Source organism: Sphingomonas sp. R86520 (genome assembly GCF_042466285.1).
Taxonomy (GTDB): Bacteria; Pseudomonadota; Alphaproteobacteria; order Sphingomonadales; family Sphingomonadaceae; genus Sphingomonas.
Genome location: NZ_JAXHBZ010000001.1, coordinates 4,311,983 through 4,327,248 on the forward strand (window position 1 = coordinate 4,311,983; position 15,266 = coordinate 4,327,248).

A 15,266-nucleotide genomic window follows, 5' to 3' on the forward strand; every position below is an offset into this window, starting at 1 on the left:
ATATAATGATCTCAATGCGATAAAGGCTCTAGCCTTATACAATTCCTTAAAGGTACCGGGTCTTCTGTGTGTTCAAAGCAGAGGACCCGGTACCCATGCAAAACAGAGCACGATACGTACGATCGATACTTGCACTCGGCGGCGCGATGTCGATGGGCTTGGGCGGTATTGGCAGGGCGGAGGATAAGGGAATTGGACCGGCGCCGGATATGGTGCCGATTACGGCGGCTGACCGGGCGCCACCCGTGACCCTTACCGAAGCCGCCAGGGAAGCGCTGACCTGGCATCCATCGATCGTCGAGGCGGCGGGCGCTCTCAGCGCGCGAGGCGAAGAGATCAACGCGGCGCGCGCAGGCTATCTTCCCACCGTCAGCACCGGCGTCGGCAGCGGCTATGACAACCGCGTGTCGGGCTCATGGCGTCCGCGTCCGCAGGTCGGCGCAACGCAGATGCTGTTCGATTTCGGCAAGGTGTCGAGCGATGTCGCGGCTGCACGGGCCGGGACCCGCGGCGGTCGAGCCGAACTGCTGCTCTCGGTCGATACGCTGATCCGCGAAAGCGCGTACGCGGTCATCGAGCTGCAACGCGCAACGGCGCTGTACGCGGTCGCGCTCGACCAGGCATCGCGGATCGAAGAGATCAGCGCGCTCGTCGGCCAGCGTTCCAAGATGGGGGCGGCAACGCAGTCGGACGCGCTCCAGGCAGAAGCGCGGGTCGAAGCCGCGAGCGCCACGGTGACGCAGGTCGAGGCGACCAAGCGGCGGTGGACGAGCAATCTCGCCTATCTGCTCAATCGTGATACGCCGCCCTCGGCAGTGGCGCCCGACGTACCGGACTGGTTGATGCGCAGCTGTTCCAGGCCGATGCCGGAATGGAACACCGTGCCGTCGGTGATGGTTGCCGACGCCCTTGTGGACAAGGCGAATGCCACCGTTCGCCGGAGCCGCGCCGATCGCTATCCGACCGTGTCGCTGGGCGGCGACGCCTCGAGCGACATCGCCTCGCCGTTCGGCCAGCGCAGCATCTACAATTTCGGTCTGCGGGTTTCGAGCAACGTCTTCTCCGGCGGCGTCACAAAGGCGCGACTGCGCGGCGCCGGGTATGAACTCGATGCCGCAGAGGCGAGCGCGCGGCGTGCGCGGCTCGATACCAGCCAGGGCATGGCCGAGGCACAGCAGCAGATCGATAGCTACAACCGCGTGATCGACACGCTGGTCTCCCGGCAGGGCAACATGCGCGAGACCAACCGGCTCTACCGGATCCAGTATCTGGAGATGGGGACGCGGACGCTCGTCGATCTGCTGAACGCCGAGCAGGAGCTTCAGCAGGTCCGCTTCGAAGCGATCAACACGGCGCACGATCTGCGCCGCCTCCAGGTCGATTGTCTGTTCCTGTCCGGGCGAATGCGCGATGCCTTCGGGTTCACGGGCACGACGTTGCGCGGGGTGACGCTGTGAGCGCCGTGCTCGCGCCGCCGCCGGCCATGGCGGTCGACAGCTGGCTCGAATTGTTCGGCCGGGTGGCGCGTCATTACCGCCTGCCGGTGTCCGAACAGCGCGCGCGGCTCGCGGTACAATGGGATCTCGGCGGCGACGACGATATCCGGATCCGGACGCTGGGCCGCGCGACCGGTCTGACGGTGCGATTCGATACGCCGCGCGCGGTGCGCCTGACGAGCTGGCGACTGCCCGCGATCGTCCGCTTTGCCGATGGCGAGATCGCGCTGATCGAGGGGATCGATGCCGATGGTCAGGTCCGCCTGACGCTGCCCGGCGATCGCGGCGGCCAGACCCGGCTGACGCTCGCCGAACTGATGGACTCGGCGACCGGGTTCGTCATCCCGCGGCCGTCTCGATCTGCGCCCGACATGCGCGTCGACACGTATATCCGCCCGTTCCAGGATCACTGGCTGCGGCAGATCCTGATGCGCGATGCACCGTCCTACGGTCATGTGATGGTCGCGTCGGTGGTGACCAACTGCCTGGGGCTCGCCGGCGTCCTGTTCTCGATGCAGGTCTATGACCGGGTCGTGCCGGCAGGGTCGATCCCGACGTTGACCATCCTGTTCCTGGGCGTCCTGATCGCGATCGGCTTCGACTTCGCGTTGCGGCGGCTCCGTACCAACATCGTCGACGTGCTCGGCAAGCGCGCCGATCTGCGCATCTCGGACCGGGTGTTCGGGCACGCCTTGCGCGTCCGCAACCGCGCGCGACCGGCGTCGACCGGCACCTTCATCTCGCAGCTCCGCGATCTGGATCAGGTCCGCGACATGCTGACCTCGACCACGGTCGCGACGGTGGCGGACATGCCGTTCTTCCTGCTGTTCCTCGCGGTGCTCTGGTACATCGGCGGTGCGCTCGCGCTGGTACCGCTCGGCGCACTCGTTCTGCTGCTGCTGCCGGGGCTGCTGTCGCAACGCAAGCTGCGGATGCTGGCGACCGAATCGATGCGCGAATCCTCGCTCCGCAACGCGATGCTGGTCGAGGCGGTGCAGGGGATCGAGGACATCAAGGCGCTGCAGGCCGAGGAACGCTTTCACCACCAGTGGAATCACTACAACGCGGTCGCGGGCGAGGCGCAGTTGCGGTTGCGCGGCGTGACCAACGGCCTCTCGGTATGGACGCAGAGCGTGCAGAACGGCGTGTATGCCGCGATCATCTTCGTCGGCGCGCCGCTGGTGATCGCCGGCAACATCACGACCGGTGTGCTCGTCGCCACGTCGATCCTCGGCTCGCGGATGATGGCACCGATGGCGCAGGTCACGCAGCTGCTCGGCCGGTTGCAGCACGCCCGCGTCGCGATGGGTAGCCTGAACCAGATCATGTCGTTGCCCGTCGACAGTGCGGACGGCGACCACCGCATCCCGTTGCCGGCCGTGACCGGCGACTTCACGATCCGGTCGGGCGTCTTCACCTATGCCGATCCCAACGCGCCCCCGGCGCTGTCGGTCACCAGTCTCGACATCATCGCGGGTCAGCGGATCGCGCTGCTCGGGCGTAACGGTGCCGGCAAGTCTACGTTGCTGCAGGGCCTGTCGGGCATGCTCCAGCCGGTGTCGGGCGAGGTCCTGCTCGACGGGCTCGCGCTGCACCAGATCGATCCGGCCGACGTGCGCCGCGACATCGGCCTGCTGACGCAGAACAGCCGGTTGTTCCACGGGACGCTGCGCGAGAACCTGACGCTCGGGGCGCCATCCGCATCCGACGCGGAGATCGTCGAGATGCTCGGTATGGTCGGCGCCGAGGGCATGGTGCGCCGGTTGCGCGACGGGCTCGGCCATGTCGTGCAGGAGGGCGGGCTCGGCCTGTCCGGCGGGCAGGTGCAGGCGTTGCTGCTCGCACGGCTGCTGTTGCGACAACCGATGGTCGCGTTGCTCGACGAACCAACCGCGTCGATGGACGAGGGCGCCGAGCGCCACTTCATCGAGCGGCTCGGGCATTGGAGCCGGACCCGGACGGTCGTCGTCGCCACGCACCGCATGCGGATGCTCGACATCGTCGACCGGATCATCGTCATCGACAACGGCAAGATCATTCTCGACGGGCCCAAGGATCAGGTGCTCGCGACGATGCGCGGAACGCGGAGTGCTGCAGCATGACCACCATCACGGCAGAAGACGACCATCTGTTCGGCGGCGAAGGCGAGGCGCGGCTGACGTCGGCCACCCGTCTCGTCTGGGTCCTCGCGGCGATGTTCGCAGCCGCATTGATCTGGGCCTGGGTCGCCAGTCTCGATGAGGTGGCGACCGGCGAGGCGCGCGTCGTCCCGACCAGTCACGAACAGGTGTTGCAGTCGCTCGAAGGCGGTATCCTCGCCAAGATGCTCGTGCGGCAGGACGATATCGTCAAGCCGGGGCAGCTGCTGGCGCAGCTCGATCCGACCCAGGCAGGCTCGACCATGGACGAAAGCGCGGCGAAATACCGCGCCGCGCTCGCCAGTGCGGCACGGTTGCGGTCGGAGGCGAACGGCACGCCGTTGCAGTTCCCGAGCGAACTCGCGCCGTATCCCGACCTGAAGGCCGCGGAGACTCAGTTGTACGAGACGCGTCGTCGCAGTCTCCAGTCGTCGGTCGGCCTGATCGACGAGTCGCTCCAGCTGATCGGTCGTGAAGTCGCGATCGGCCAGTCGCTGATCGCGGTCGGCGCCGCGAGCAGCGTCGAGGTCCTGCGCCTGCAACGCCAGCGCGCCGACCTGGAGCTCAAGAAAGCCGATCTCCGCTCGCAATACATGGTCGAGGCACGGCAGGATCTCGCCAAGGTCACCGAGCAGGTCGACTCGCTGGCGCCGGTGGTCCGCGGCCGCTCCGATACGTTCAAGCGCCTGACGCTGCGATCCCCGGTGCGCGGCGTGGTGAAGAATATCGAGATCTCGACGATCGGCGGTGTCATTCCCCCCAACGGCAAGATCATGGAGATCGTGCCGCTCGACGATCGGCTGCTGATCGAGGCGCGCATCCAGCCGCGCGACATCGCCTTCATCCGCCCCGGCCAGCCCGCGAACGTCAAGGTCACCGCCTATGACTATTCGATCTATGGCGGCTTGAAGGGCACGGTCACCAGCATCTCGCCGGACACGATCCGCGACGAGGTAAAGCCCGACATCCTCTATTACCGGGTGTTCGTGCAGACGAAATCGGACTCACTGACCAACAAGTCGGGGCACAAGTTTCCGATCACCCCGGGCATGGTCGCGACCGTCGACATCCATACCGGCAGCAAGACCGTCCTCCAGTATCTGCTCAAGCCGCTCAATCGCGCGCAGGAAGCGCTGAGGGAGCGATGAGTCCGGTCATGCAGGACCGCGCACCGCGGGCACAGTTTCAGATCGAGTATGGGAGCATCGAGCAATGACCCCCCCGCGTTCGGATGGTGCAGTCGATCTGGCAACGCGGCGAGACAGGGCCGCTGGTATCGTCCCGATCTCGCCAGCGCTTCTCGCCCGTGCGCGCCAAGCGCGTCGGTTGCGTGCGACGATGAGCGCGTTCCTGCCGCGCGACCTTCTGGTCGATCCCGCCTGGGACATGATGATCGACCTCTTCATTGCCGTCGCCACCGGAGAGCGGCTGCACGTGAAGGACCTGATCCTGATGTCGGGCGAGAGCGTGGCCAGTGCGATGCGGCGGATCGATCGTCTTCAGCACGCCACGTTGCTGACCCGCCATCCCGATCCGATCGATCATCGCCGCGTTCATATCGGCATAACCGCCAAGGGGCAGGCTGCGATGGCTGCGATGCTGGATCACCTGTTCGATGGGGGCGCCGAAAACGGCAAGCTGCGGCCGGTGGAACCGCAATCCTTCCTGCCGGCCATGGGAAAGCTATCGTCGAACTAAGTGCTCCGCCGCCCGACGCGCAGCGCGGCGGGGCGGGTCTGCTCGCAGTGGAGGCGTGCTGCCGCGCGCGCAGGATTCATGAGCGCGAGCGGAATGCCGCAAGCTCCGCGAACAGACTAGAACGTCGACTGAAAACGTTTTCTATCGAACATTGAGCGGCCTGCGCTCGACAAACTGGCCCGCGACCCCGCGACCCCGCGACCCCGCGACCCCGCAACCACGGCGGCACACGGCATCGTCATTCGGCCAGCAGTGCCATCGCGGCCTGTGCCATCGCGTCGACCGGTTGTGCGATCACCAGTGGTTTGACGTCCAACAGGCGTAACCACGTCGCCCCGTCGAAGCCGGCAAGGTGGACCGCGAATCTTTGCGTGTCGATCCGGTCGTGCAGGACGACTGCGGCCTCGAGCATGGCGAACGCGTCGCCGACGATGATCGCGTCGAATGCCGCGCCGGCCAGCGCGGCCTGCACGGCTGTGGTCCGTCCCTCGGTATCGTGCGGCACGTCGACCGCGTGGACCGGCAGCCCGTGGCGGCGAAGCGCATCGGTGTACCTCTGGCGCCGCTTGACCGCGGTACTTCCGCGCGCGCCGAACAGGCCGAGTATCCGCGTGCACCCGGCCGCCTGCAGCGCGTCGACGAGTGCGCTGGCCGCGCCCGCATCATCCAACACGACGCTATCGACCTGTGGCGATCCCTCGACCCGGTCGGCCAGGACCAGCGGTATCGACAGGTCCGGAACGCCGCCGGCCTGCGTCGGCGCGAGGATGATGCCGGAAACGCGTTCCTCTTCGAGCAGTTCGAGATACTGCGCCTCGCGCGTCGGATCTTCGTCGCTGTTGCACAGGATCACGCGGATGCCGTCGCGCAAGGCCGAGGTCTCGATCGCGCGTGCGAACCCGACGAAGAAGGGATTCGCGATATCCGGCACGACCAGCCCGATCACGCTCGGCCGTTGCGATCTCAGTCGGCGCGCCGCCAGCTTCGGACGATAGTCCCGCACCGCCAGCGCCGCATCGACGCGAAGCCTTTACGCCGGACGGACGCTCTTGCCGGACAATACGCGCGATACGGTTGCGATCGAAACACCCGCACTTGCAGCGATCTCCTTGATACCGATCGTCACGTGCACGCCCCGCTGAAGTCGGTCCGTCGTAGGCGCCAGTGGCCGATTGTCCGCTTACGCACCGATCGCGATGACGATCATCGCGGCGACCCATGCCGACCTTGCTTCATGTCAGTACGATAATCACGACACCCGCCGCACACGAAGTGCGTTCACACGCTCATACGGTATCGCTCAGGCGAAGAACCACCCGGTCCGCGATCAAAGGAACTCCAATGCCGATCACCGCGATCCTGTTCGACATCGACGGCACGTTGGTGGACTCCAACGACATGCATGTCCTGGCATGGGAGGAGGCATTTGCCGGCATAGGCGAGTCGTTCGAGCGGACCGTGATCCACGACCAGATCGGCAAGGGGACCGACATGCTCGTGCCGACGCTTCTGCCCGACATCGACGAGGACGGGCAGGAAGCGCTTGGCGAAACGCACGGCGCGATCTTCAAGGCAAAGTATCTCGACACGGTCCGCCCCTTTCCAGGGGCGCATGATCTCCTGGCCAAGGCGCACGCTGCAGGACAACGCGTCGTCCTCGCGTCCTCGGCGTCGGAGGCCGAACTGGAGCATTATCTCGACCTTCTGGACGCGCGGGCGATCGTCGACACCACGACGAGCAGCGACGACGTCGAGAAGACCAAACCCGCCCCTGACATCTTCGCTACCGCCTTGAAGAAGCTCGGGGTCGATCCGGCAGAGGTGATCGTGGTTGGCGACACGCCCTATGATATCGAAGCCGCGGCCAAATGCGGGATCGCCGCGGTCGCGCTGCGGTCGGGCGGGTTTGCGGATGACGTGCTCAAGGGCGCGGGTGCCATCGCGATCTACGACGATGCCGCGGCCCTGCTTGCCGGTTACGACGCGTCGCCGCTCGCATCCTGAACGATTTTGCCGCTTCGGGCACTGGACTCGCACAGGTCCGCTTACGATATTCCCTGCATGGTCGCGGAGACGACGGAGAGGATGATGCAGGGGAACGACACCGAATATCATCGGCAGCGTGCCGAGCAGGAGCGGTTGCGCGCGGCGCGATCCACCGACGAACCGTCCCGGCAGGCGCACGTCGAACTCGAGCGCGCCCATGAGCTGGCGGCCGAGCAGGGCGGGCATCGGCTCATCGTCGTGCCGGACTGGTAATTCCCGCGGTCTTATTTTCCCGGTGATCGATGCGTCCTTTGCGAGCCCGGATCGTTGGAAAATACAGCTTCATCAACAATGGCGGAGCGCTTGAAACGGAGAGGCACCGATGCGCGCACTATGTTGGCACGGCAAAGGCGACGTTCGCGTCGACACCGTCGCAGATCCCGAGATCAAGCATCCGCGCGATGTCATCATCAAGGTGACGGCCTGCGCGATTTGCGGCTCGGACCTGCACCTGCTCGATGGTTATCAGCCGACGATGGAAGCCGGTGATATCCTCGGTCACGAGAATATGGGCGTCGTCGTGGCGCTCGGCTCGGAGGTCACCAACCTGAAGATCGGCGACCGCGTCGTCGTACCGTTCACGATCAGCTGCGGCGATTGCTTCTTCTGTCGCAAGGGCCTCTTCTCGGCGTGCGAGCGTACCAATCCGAACGCCGAGATGGCGATCAAGGCGATGGGCCATTCGCCGGCCGGCTTGTTCGGTTTCAGCCACATGCTCGGCGGATATTGCGGCGGACAGGCGGAGTATCTGCGCGTTCCGATGGCGGACATCGGTCCGATCAAGATACCCGACAGCGTCACCGACGAACAGGCGCTGTTCCTCTCCGACATCTTTCCGACCGGGTACATGGCGGCGGAGAATGCGCAGATCGAGCCGGGTGACACGGTGGCGATCTGGGGCTGCGGGCCGGTCGGTCAGTTCGCCATCCGTTCTGCCCTGATGCTCGGCGCCGGGCGCGTCATCGCTATCGACGAAGTGCCCGAGAGGCTGGCGATGGCCGAGGCGGGCGGTGCCGAGACGATCGATTTCAGCAAGGTCGACGACGTCTATGACGAACTGCAGTTCCGGACCAAGGGGCGCGGACCGGATAGCTGCATCGACGCGGTCGGCTGCGAAGCGTCGGCACACGGCGCGGCCGACGCGGTGCTCGACAAGGTGAAGGCCGCGACGTTCCTCGCGACCGACCGGGTCCACGTCCTGCGCCAGGCGATCATGAGCTGCCGGATGGGCGGCACCGTCTCGATTCCGGGCGTGTACGTCGGCATGGGGGACAAGATCCCGATCGGGGCGATGATGAACAAGGGCCTGACGATCAAGACCGGGCAGACCCATGTCCAGGCCTATACCAAGCCGTTGCTCGCGCGCATCGAAGCTGGTGATATCGATCCGAGCTTCGTCGTCACGCATCCGGCCAGCCTCGAAGACGCGCCCGAAATGTACAAGAAGTTCCGCGACAAGCAGGACGGCGTCATCAAGGTCGTGCTGCGACCCTAGCCACCGGCGGAACGGGGTGGCGTAGCGAGGCGCGACGCACCCCGTTTCCCGCACCCGCTTTCGCCGCCCCGCGACATTGCGCGACGGCATGTATTTCAGAAGACAGGAGTGTTCGATGAGTGACAAGGTTCCGACCCCCGTCAGCGGCAATCCCGAGAGCAAGGGCGCACCCGACGGCGTAGCCGACGTTCCGCGCGGAACCGACGCGAACGAGGTGCATGGTCGATCGGCGGGCGGCGAAAGTGGAGGGGGGGCGTATCCTAATCCGCATACCGGAAAGACAGACACGAATTCGGGGTTCATGGCGCATGGCGGCCAGACCGACATTGCCTATCACGGCGGCGGGCAGGCCGGCGACGACGGCGGCAATGCGCCGAACGGCGTCGCGGGCTCCAGCGGCGATACCGGCGAGGCGGGCGCCGACGCCAGAGCGACCGCACCCGCGCCGGACGCCGATCGGAAGACGCACGACATTCCGTCCGACGGCAGCACCATAAAGGTCGTCGAAACGTCCGGCACCGCAGAAGCGGAGGCCACTGGAAAGGTCGGAACGGACGCCGACTACGAGGGCGAACAGAAACAGCCCGGTTCCGGCTGATCCTCAGGGGGGCGGTGTAGCAGCCAGCGCGCTATACCGCCTCGTCACGACCGGCAGGGTCATTCCGCATCGAGATCGACGATGTTCAGCCCGGCATGCCCGACCTTCAGCGCGTCGGCATTCACCGCTGCTACTGCGCGCATCCCGCTGCGATGCCCTGCCGACCAGCGTTGCTCGATCGTCGGCGCGGAGAAATCGAGCGCCTTGCCCGCCACCTCGTTCGCCTGTTCGGTATAGGCGAGCCGCACCAGCGAAAGCGCGATATCGTCCCGACCGCCATGAACCGCCTGCCAGCGCGCGATCGAGCGCCGCGACTGTGCAGCGAAAATCAGGTCCTGCATCCGACCCGCAGCGTCGCCGAGCGTCGTCGGTAGCGGCTGGCGCAGCGGCAGCAGGTCGACCGCGATGCAAAGCGTGGGACGAGCCGACGGGCTGGCAAGTACCGGGTCGAGCGGCAGGTTGGCTGACAGGCCGCCATCGGCCAGCCAGCGCCCGTCAATCTCGACCGCGGGAAAGGCGACCGGCAACGCGGCACTCGCGCGAATGTGGAAGGACTCGATGCGGTGGACGTCCGTATCGAACACGACGTCGTCGCCGTTGCCCAGGTCCACGGCCGTAACCGTCAATCGGCAGGCCCCCGCGTTGAGACAACCGAAATCCACGAGCCGCTTCAGCGTGGCGTCGAGTTGTTCGGTCTCGAACATCGAAGGCTTCGCGTCGGTCCACGGATTGGTCGACGAGAGCAGCGGACCGAAGATACCCGGTCGTCCAGCTGCCATCGTCCAGGTCGCGGCGGCCGTCCGACGGCCGACCTCCATGTCGGGGGGCAGCCCCGGCATGGACGGGAACCCCGGTATCGCCGGAAATCCAAGAATTGATCCAAGCCACGGCGCTGCGGTCGGTCCCATGCCGAACCCGCCCGGGCACCAGAATTCGCGCAACGTATCGAGCCTGCGCTGCCGGGCGGATCCCGCGATCAGGGCACCGTTGATGGCACCGATCGACGCGCCGACGATCCAGTCGGGTTCGAGACCGTGTTCGTGCAACGCCTGATATACGCCGGCTTCGAACGCGCCGAGGGCGTTCCCACCGCTCAGGACCAGCACGACGTCGAAGTCGCGAACGGGCGCGCCGTCCCCGGCCATCATCGTCTCTTCGCCGCAGCATTGCCGAGCGCGATCGCCGCGGCACCACCGAGCAGACCAACCGCCAGCAGCGATCGGGGCAGCTTCTGAAGTTGCAGGACGATGCTCGATCGTCGTGCGTGGACGTCCTGGCTGCCGCGCAGCGCATCGGTGCGCGGCTCGTAGAGATTGTCGCGCCGCGCCGAATCGCCGGGATCGCCCGGCTTCTGCTGCGTGGCCGTGCCGATCGCTTCCATGATCAGGTCGGCCACCCGCGGCGCTGTCCGCGACAGCAGCGAGGACATCAGCCCGCCGCCACCGGCATACAGCGTCCGCCGCGAATTGGCGCAGGCGAACAGCACCGCGTCGGCGACTACCTCCGGCGCGTAGAGCGGCGGCGGCAGGCGCGGCGGCTGATCCATGAAGTTGCGCGCGTGTTCGGGAAACGGCGTGTCGATCGCGCCCGGCTTGATCAGCGTGACCGAGATCTCGGCACCCTCCTGCTCCAGCTCCATCCGCAGCGTATCGGTCAGCGCCTGCACCGCGTGCTTGGTCGCGCAATAGGGGCCCTGTTCGACGATCGCCCGGTCGCCGAGGATCGAGCCGATATTGACGATCGCGCCGCCGCCGCGCGTGCGCAGGTGCCGCGCCGCGACCAGCGAGCCGTGCAGCACGCCAAAATAATTGACGTCGAACACCCGGCGATGATCGGCGACCGGCACCTGCTCCAGCGTGCCGTACGTCCCCGCGCCGGCATTGTTGACCCAGCTGTCGAACCCGCCGAACGCCTCGATGGCGACCGTGGCCACGCGCTCCACCGCGGCAAGATCGCTGACGTCCGCAACGCAGGTCGCGATCCGCGCGCCGGTCGCCGACAGGCGGACGCGCAAGGTTTCGAGCGCAGTCTCGTTGCGCGCGACAGCGACGACCGCGGCCCCGTCGCGCACCGCCCGTTCGACGATCGCCAGCCCGTTGCCGCTGGTCGCTCCCGTCACGACCAGAATCTGCTCGTTTACCGGTTTCAATGTGTTAGCCATGATGGATCCTCGCCGGCCGGCTCGGCACGAGGCGACGACACCGCACCAACGGAATGCGGCCGGGAACGATCCGGCTCGTCGCGCGACCTGCGAAAGCTATGGAAAATTCGCCGCCGGCGGGTGTCGTCGGCGGCGGTACGGATCGTCAGGCGGCGGTCTTGTCGGCCGCGGGTGCTTCGATCCGGTCGTTCGCAGCGGGGGCCGCCGCGATCTCGATCCGCCGCGGCTTCATCGCCTCGGGGATCTCGCGCTTCAGGGCGATGCGCAGCAACCCGTTGTCGAAGCTCGCATTCTGCACCTGCACGAAGTCGGCGAGCTGGAAGCGGCGCTCGAACGCGCGCGTCGCGATGCCACGGTGGACGAAGCGTCCGTCGTCGCGCTCGTCCGACTTCCGGCCGCTGACGGTCAGCTGGTTGTTCTGTGCCACGATCTCGATGTCGCTCGGGGCAAAGCCGGCCACGGCGAGCGTGATCTGGTAGCTGTCGTCGCTGTCGCGTTCGATATCGAACGGCGGATGACCATCAGGCGCTTCGGCCCGAGCCGTCGCCTCCAGCAGATCGAAGAGCCGGTCGAAGCCGACGGTGGACCGCCGATAGGGCGTGAAATCGAAGTTCGTCCTCATATCCAAATCCTCCTCATGAGCAATCTGAGCACGAGGAGCACCGGGAGAGCCGGTGCCCTCAACTGTCGCCGGACGGTCTATCGCGTCCGGCGCCGCCAAGATATTTTCGGACCGTTCGTCGTCAAGATGCGTCCTGCGGACCGAACGAGATTTTTTTCAGCTCGGCGCGTTGCAAGCTTGCCGCACGCCTTCCGCCACCCGCGGCACGGACGATTACCGCGGTCGACAGCAGGATCATCGACACCAGTCCGCCGATCGACAGCAGACCGGCGCTGCTGACGTCGATCTCGCTCCTCGACTTGAACCGTTTGCCGATGCGCAACGTCAGCGACGCACGCTGCCGCTCCTGCAGGAATGCCGGACGCTGGTCTGGTTCTTGGTTCATGGTCTTCCGTCGCGAACGCAGGCGAGGGTTCGAACCTGCCCGTGCAGTACGCGGACCATGCCACGCGAATGTCAACGCGATAGCGCTTTCCACGCTCGACCCGACCGCCTAAGCGGACTCATCCCCGGGGGGCCGCTCATGCGCGGCTGAGAGGTGGGCAGCAGCCCATGACCCGCTGAACCTGATCCGGCTTATACCGGCGTAGGGAGGGTCTGCGGCTGGCCCGTCGTCCCTCCGATTGGAGTGGACGTGAGCGCTTTCGGCATTGGTTACCCGTTTTTACAATTTGGTTCGCCGGCGCGCATGCGTCGTCGGCGGTCGTGCGCCCGTCTCGGCGGGGTCGCCCTGACGCTGGCGACGCTGCTCGCGGCATCCTCCGCGGGAGCGCAGGTCGCGTCGGATCCGGTCGAGACCACCGAACCCGCCGAGATCCGCGTCGTCGGCAAGCCCGATCCGGCTGGCCTGTTGCCCGACCAGCGCGCGCCCAAGGCACAGAGCGCGATCTCCGCCGACTTCATCGTCAAGCAGGCGCCGACGCTGAACGCGTTTCAGCTCGTGACCCTGTTGCCGGGCGCCAACGTCGCGTCGAGCGATCCCTACGGCCTGTCGACGAGTTCCAGTCTGACGCTGCGCGGTCTCGGCCAGGATGAGATCGGCGTGCTGATGGAAGGCGCGCCGCAGAACGACATCGGCTATTATTACGCCTATCCGTCGCAGTTCGCCGACCCGGAAAACCTGAAGCGCATCACGCTCGCGCAAGGCTCGGTCGACATTGACTCTCCGACGTTGGGCGGCGCGGGCGGCCTGTTGTCGCTAACGCTCGACGATCCGAAGGCGCGCCCGCAGGCACTCGCCGACCTCTCGCTCGGCAGCTACGCGGCGCGGCGCGGCTTCTTCCGTATCGATAGCGGGACGATCGGCACGACCGGGCTCAAGGCCTTCCTGTCCTATTCGAACACGCGCGCCGACAATTGGCGGGGCGCCGGCTACGACACGCGCCAGCATGTCGATGCCAAGCTGCTCGATGAATGGGGTGCGGGCAACCGCGCCAGCCTCGCGCTGTCGTACAACGACGCCAATTCATCGAGCTACCCCAGCCCGACGCTCGCCGACTGGAACGCGCAAGGTCGCGGTTTCAACTATGACGCGCGCTACAGCGAGGGGAACACCAATTACTGGCGCCTCTACCGCGCGCCGTTCCGCAACCTCTATGCGTCCGCACCGGTCCATCTGGTGCTGAACGACCGGCTGGCGCTCGATACCACCACCTATCTCCAGTTCGGTTACGGCAACTCGCCCTATGGCACGCAACTGACGACCACCGGCAATTATCTCGGCACCGAGAAACTGGCGCAGCCGATCGCGCTGCCCGGTGCGGTCGATGGGCTGGCGACGGTGCTGGGCAACTATACCGGCGACCAGATGCGGACCGGCAACGTCAGCAAGCTCACGCTCCAGGCCGGCAGGCACAAGATCACCGCCGGGCTGTGGTTCGACTACGGCACGGACCGCGTCACGCAGTCCTACATCAGCATCGATGCGGACGGACAGCCGGTCGACCGCTGGGGCTATCGCGCAAAGGCGATCCGCACGGCCGACGGGCGGCTGCTCGCCTACGAAAACCAGCGCACCGTAACGGTTACCAAGGGGTTCTTCGTCGCCGACAGCATCGCGGTCACGCCGCGCCTGACGGTCGACGCCGGGTTCAAGGGCGTCGACGTCCTGCGCAATGGCCGCAACTACCTGCCCGGACCGCAGGACAAGGTCCGCAAGGACAGTTTCGCCGCACTGCCGCGCGCTGCGATCCACTACCGGCTCGACGATCGGCAACAGCTGTTCGCCAACATCACCACCAACTTCCGCACGCCGAACGAGTTCACGCTCTACAACAGCTATTATGGCGGCGAGCTGGTGGCGCAGGGCACGAACGCGCTGAAGAACGAATATTCGGTTTCGCAGGAGATCGGCTATCGCTTCATCGGCGAGCAGCTGTCGGCCTCGGTGACCGGCTTCCACTACAAATTCCGCAACCGCCAGTTGGCGACCGTGATCGACCAGGGCGGCGCGCAGGTCAACGCGACCCTCAACGCCGGCGGTCAGACGTCCTACGGCATCGATGCCGAGATCGATTATCGGCCGATTGCGGGCGTCAGCCTCTACCTCTCGGGCGAATATCTGCATGCGCGGATCGACGACGATCTGCCGGTCGGCGCGGACTTTCTCCCGACCAGCGGCAAGCGCGCGGTATCCAGCCCGACGGTGCAGTTCGGTGCGGGCGGCACCTATGACGACGGCCGCGTCTTCGGCAGCATCGCGTCCAAATATATCGGCCGGCAATATTCGAGCTTCATGAACGACGAGAGCATCAAGGGTTATGCGACACTCGACTTGTCGGTCGGCCTGCACCTCGCCGAGTGGCTCGACGGCAAGCGCACCGATCTGCGGGTCAATGCGATCAACGTCACCGACCCGCACGTCCTGTCCGGCGTACAGTCGGTCAGCACCAACGCGCAGGACGTGATCGGGCGCAACGGCACGGTCATCTCAGGCTCCGCGCCGGCCTATTATATCGGCAGCGGCGCAGCAGTCATGGCGACGCTCTCGCGTGCGTTCTGAGGCGGCGACAC

General features: G+C 66.2%; 15 protein-coding genes and 1 riboswitch. Of the genes, 9 read left to right on the top strand and 6 right to left on the bottom strand.

All coding sequences use genetic code 11. The annotated features are described in order from the left end of the window. Positions 1 to 245 precede the first annotated feature (245 nt). From SJY41_RS19810 to SJY41_RS19825, 4 genes are all read left to right on the top strand, one after another. Positions 246 to 1,457 carry a TolC family protein gene (locus SJY41_RS19810; RefSeq protein ID WP_380783934.1) on the top strand — a complete coding sequence of 404 codons (1,212 nt, stop codon included), beginning with the start codon at positions 246 to 248 and terminating at the stop codon, positions 1,455 to 1,457. Further along, the gene (locus SJY41_RS19815) at positions 1,454 to 3,598 is read left to right on the top strand and encodes a type I secretion system permease/ATPase (RefSeq protein ID WP_380783935.1); all 2,145 of its coding nucleotides are present in this window, start codon (positions 1,454 to 1,456) and stop codon (positions 3,596 to 3,598) included. Before SJY41_RS19810 ends, SJY41_RS19815 begins: the two co-directional genes overlap by 4 nt. Then, the gene (locus tag SJY41_RS19820) at positions 3,595 to 4,782 is read left to right on the top strand and encodes an HlyD family type I secretion periplasmic adaptor subunit (protein WP_380783936.1); all 1,188 of its coding nucleotides are present in this window, start codon (positions 3,595 to 3,597) and stop codon (positions 4,780 to 4,782) included. The genes SJY41_RS19815 and SJY41_RS19820 overlap by 4 nt, the downstream gene beginning before the upstream one ends. A gap of 64 nt (positions 4,783 to 4,846) precedes the next feature. Further along, positions 4,847 to 5,332: a MarR family transcriptional regulator gene (locus SJY41_RS19825; RefSeq protein ID WP_380783937.1), complete on the top strand. Its 486-nt coding sequence runs from the start codon at positions 4,847 to 4,849 to the stop codon at positions 5,330 to 5,332. Positions 5,333 to 5,570: 238 nt separating this feature from the next. Here SJY41_RS19825 and SJY41_RS19830 read toward each other — a convergent pair whose 3' ends face one another. Further along, entirely contained in the window at positions 5,571 to 6,335 is a 765-nt protein-coding gene (locus SJY41_RS19830) for a LacI family DNA-binding transcriptional regulator (RefSeq protein WP_380783939.1), read from the bottom strand. A gap of 27 nt (positions 6,336 to 6,362) precedes the next feature. Further along, positions 6,363 to 6,464: a LacI family DNA-binding transcriptional regulator gene (locus SJY41_RS19835; protein WP_380783940.1), complete on the bottom strand. Its 102-nt coding sequence runs from the start codon at positions 6,462 to 6,464 to the stop codon at positions 6,363 to 6,365. Between the two features lie 209 nt (positions 6,465 to 6,673). Between SJY41_RS19835 and SJY41_RS19840 the strand changes: the two genes are divergently transcribed. The 4 genes from SJY41_RS19840 (at position 6,674) to SJY41_RS19855 (ending at position 9,471) form a co-directional block, all read left to right on the top strand. After that, a complete protein-coding gene (locus SJY41_RS19840; protein WP_380783941.1) occupies positions 6,674 to 7,336 on the top strand; it encodes an HAD family hydrolase in 663 nt (220 codons plus the stop codon). A gap of 57 nt (positions 7,337 to 7,393) precedes the next feature. Continuing rightward, positions 7,394 to 7,591, top strand: coding sequence for a hypothetical protein (locus SJY41_RS19845; protein ID WP_380783942.1), 198 nt, complete (start codon positions 7,394 to 7,396; stop codon positions 7,589 to 7,591). A gap of 109 nt (positions 7,592 to 7,700) precedes the next feature. Beyond that, complete coding sequence (locus SJY41_RS19850) at positions 7,701 to 8,873, top strand: zinc-dependent alcohol dehydrogenase (RefSeq protein ID WP_380783943.1); 1,173 nt, start codon at positions 7,701 to 7,703, stop codon at positions 8,871 to 8,873. A gap of 115 nt (positions 8,874 to 8,988) precedes the next feature. Then, positions 8,989 to 9,471, top strand: a complete 483-nt coding sequence (locus SJY41_RS19855) for a hypothetical protein (protein ID WP_380783944.1) — start codon at positions 8,989 to 8,991, stop codon at positions 9,469 to 9,471. Positions 9,472 to 9,530: 59 nt separating this feature from the next. Here SJY41_RS19855 and SJY41_RS19860 read toward each other — a convergent pair whose 3' ends face one another. The 4 genes from SJY41_RS19860 to SJY41_RS19875 all read right to left on the bottom strand — a co-directional run bounded on the left by SJY41_RS19860 (position 9,531) and on the right by SJY41_RS19875 (position 12,639). After that, entirely contained in the window at positions 9,531 to 10,616 is a 1,086-nt protein-coding gene (locus tag SJY41_RS19860; protein ID WP_380783945.1) for a patatin-like phospholipase family protein, read from the bottom strand. Then, positions 10,616 to 11,632: an SDR family oxidoreductase gene (locus SJY41_RS19865; RefSeq protein ID WP_380783947.1), complete on the bottom strand. Its 1,017-nt coding sequence runs from the start codon at positions 11,630 to 11,632 to the stop codon at positions 10,616 to 10,618. Before SJY41_RS19865 ends, SJY41_RS19860 begins: the two co-directional genes overlap by 1 nt. Positions 11,633 to 11,777: 145 nt before the next feature. Then, positions 11,778 to 12,254, bottom strand: coding sequence for an Hsp20 family protein (locus SJY41_RS19870; RefSeq protein ID WP_380783948.1), 477 nt, complete (start codon positions 12,252 to 12,254; stop codon positions 11,778 to 11,780). A gap of 121 nt (positions 12,255 to 12,375) precedes the next feature. Beyond that, positions 12,376 to 12,639 (bottom strand): hypothetical protein, encoded by a 264-nt coding sequence (locus SJY41_RS19875; protein WP_380783950.1) that lies wholly within the window; start codon positions 12,637 to 12,639, stop codon positions 12,376 to 12,378. Positions 12,640 to 12,754: 115 nt separating this feature from the next. Beyond that, a riboswitch (TPP riboswitch) is annotated at positions 12,755 to 12,864 on the top strand. 78 nt (positions 12,865 to 12,942) lie between these two features. Here SJY41_RS19875 and SJY41_RS19880 point away from each other — a divergent pair. Next, positions 12,943 to 15,255, top strand: coding sequence for a TonB-dependent receptor (locus tag SJY41_RS19880; protein ID WP_380783951.1), 2,313 nt, complete (start codon positions 12,943 to 12,945; stop codon positions 15,253 to 15,255). Positions 15,256 to 15,266 lie beyond the last annotated feature (11 nt).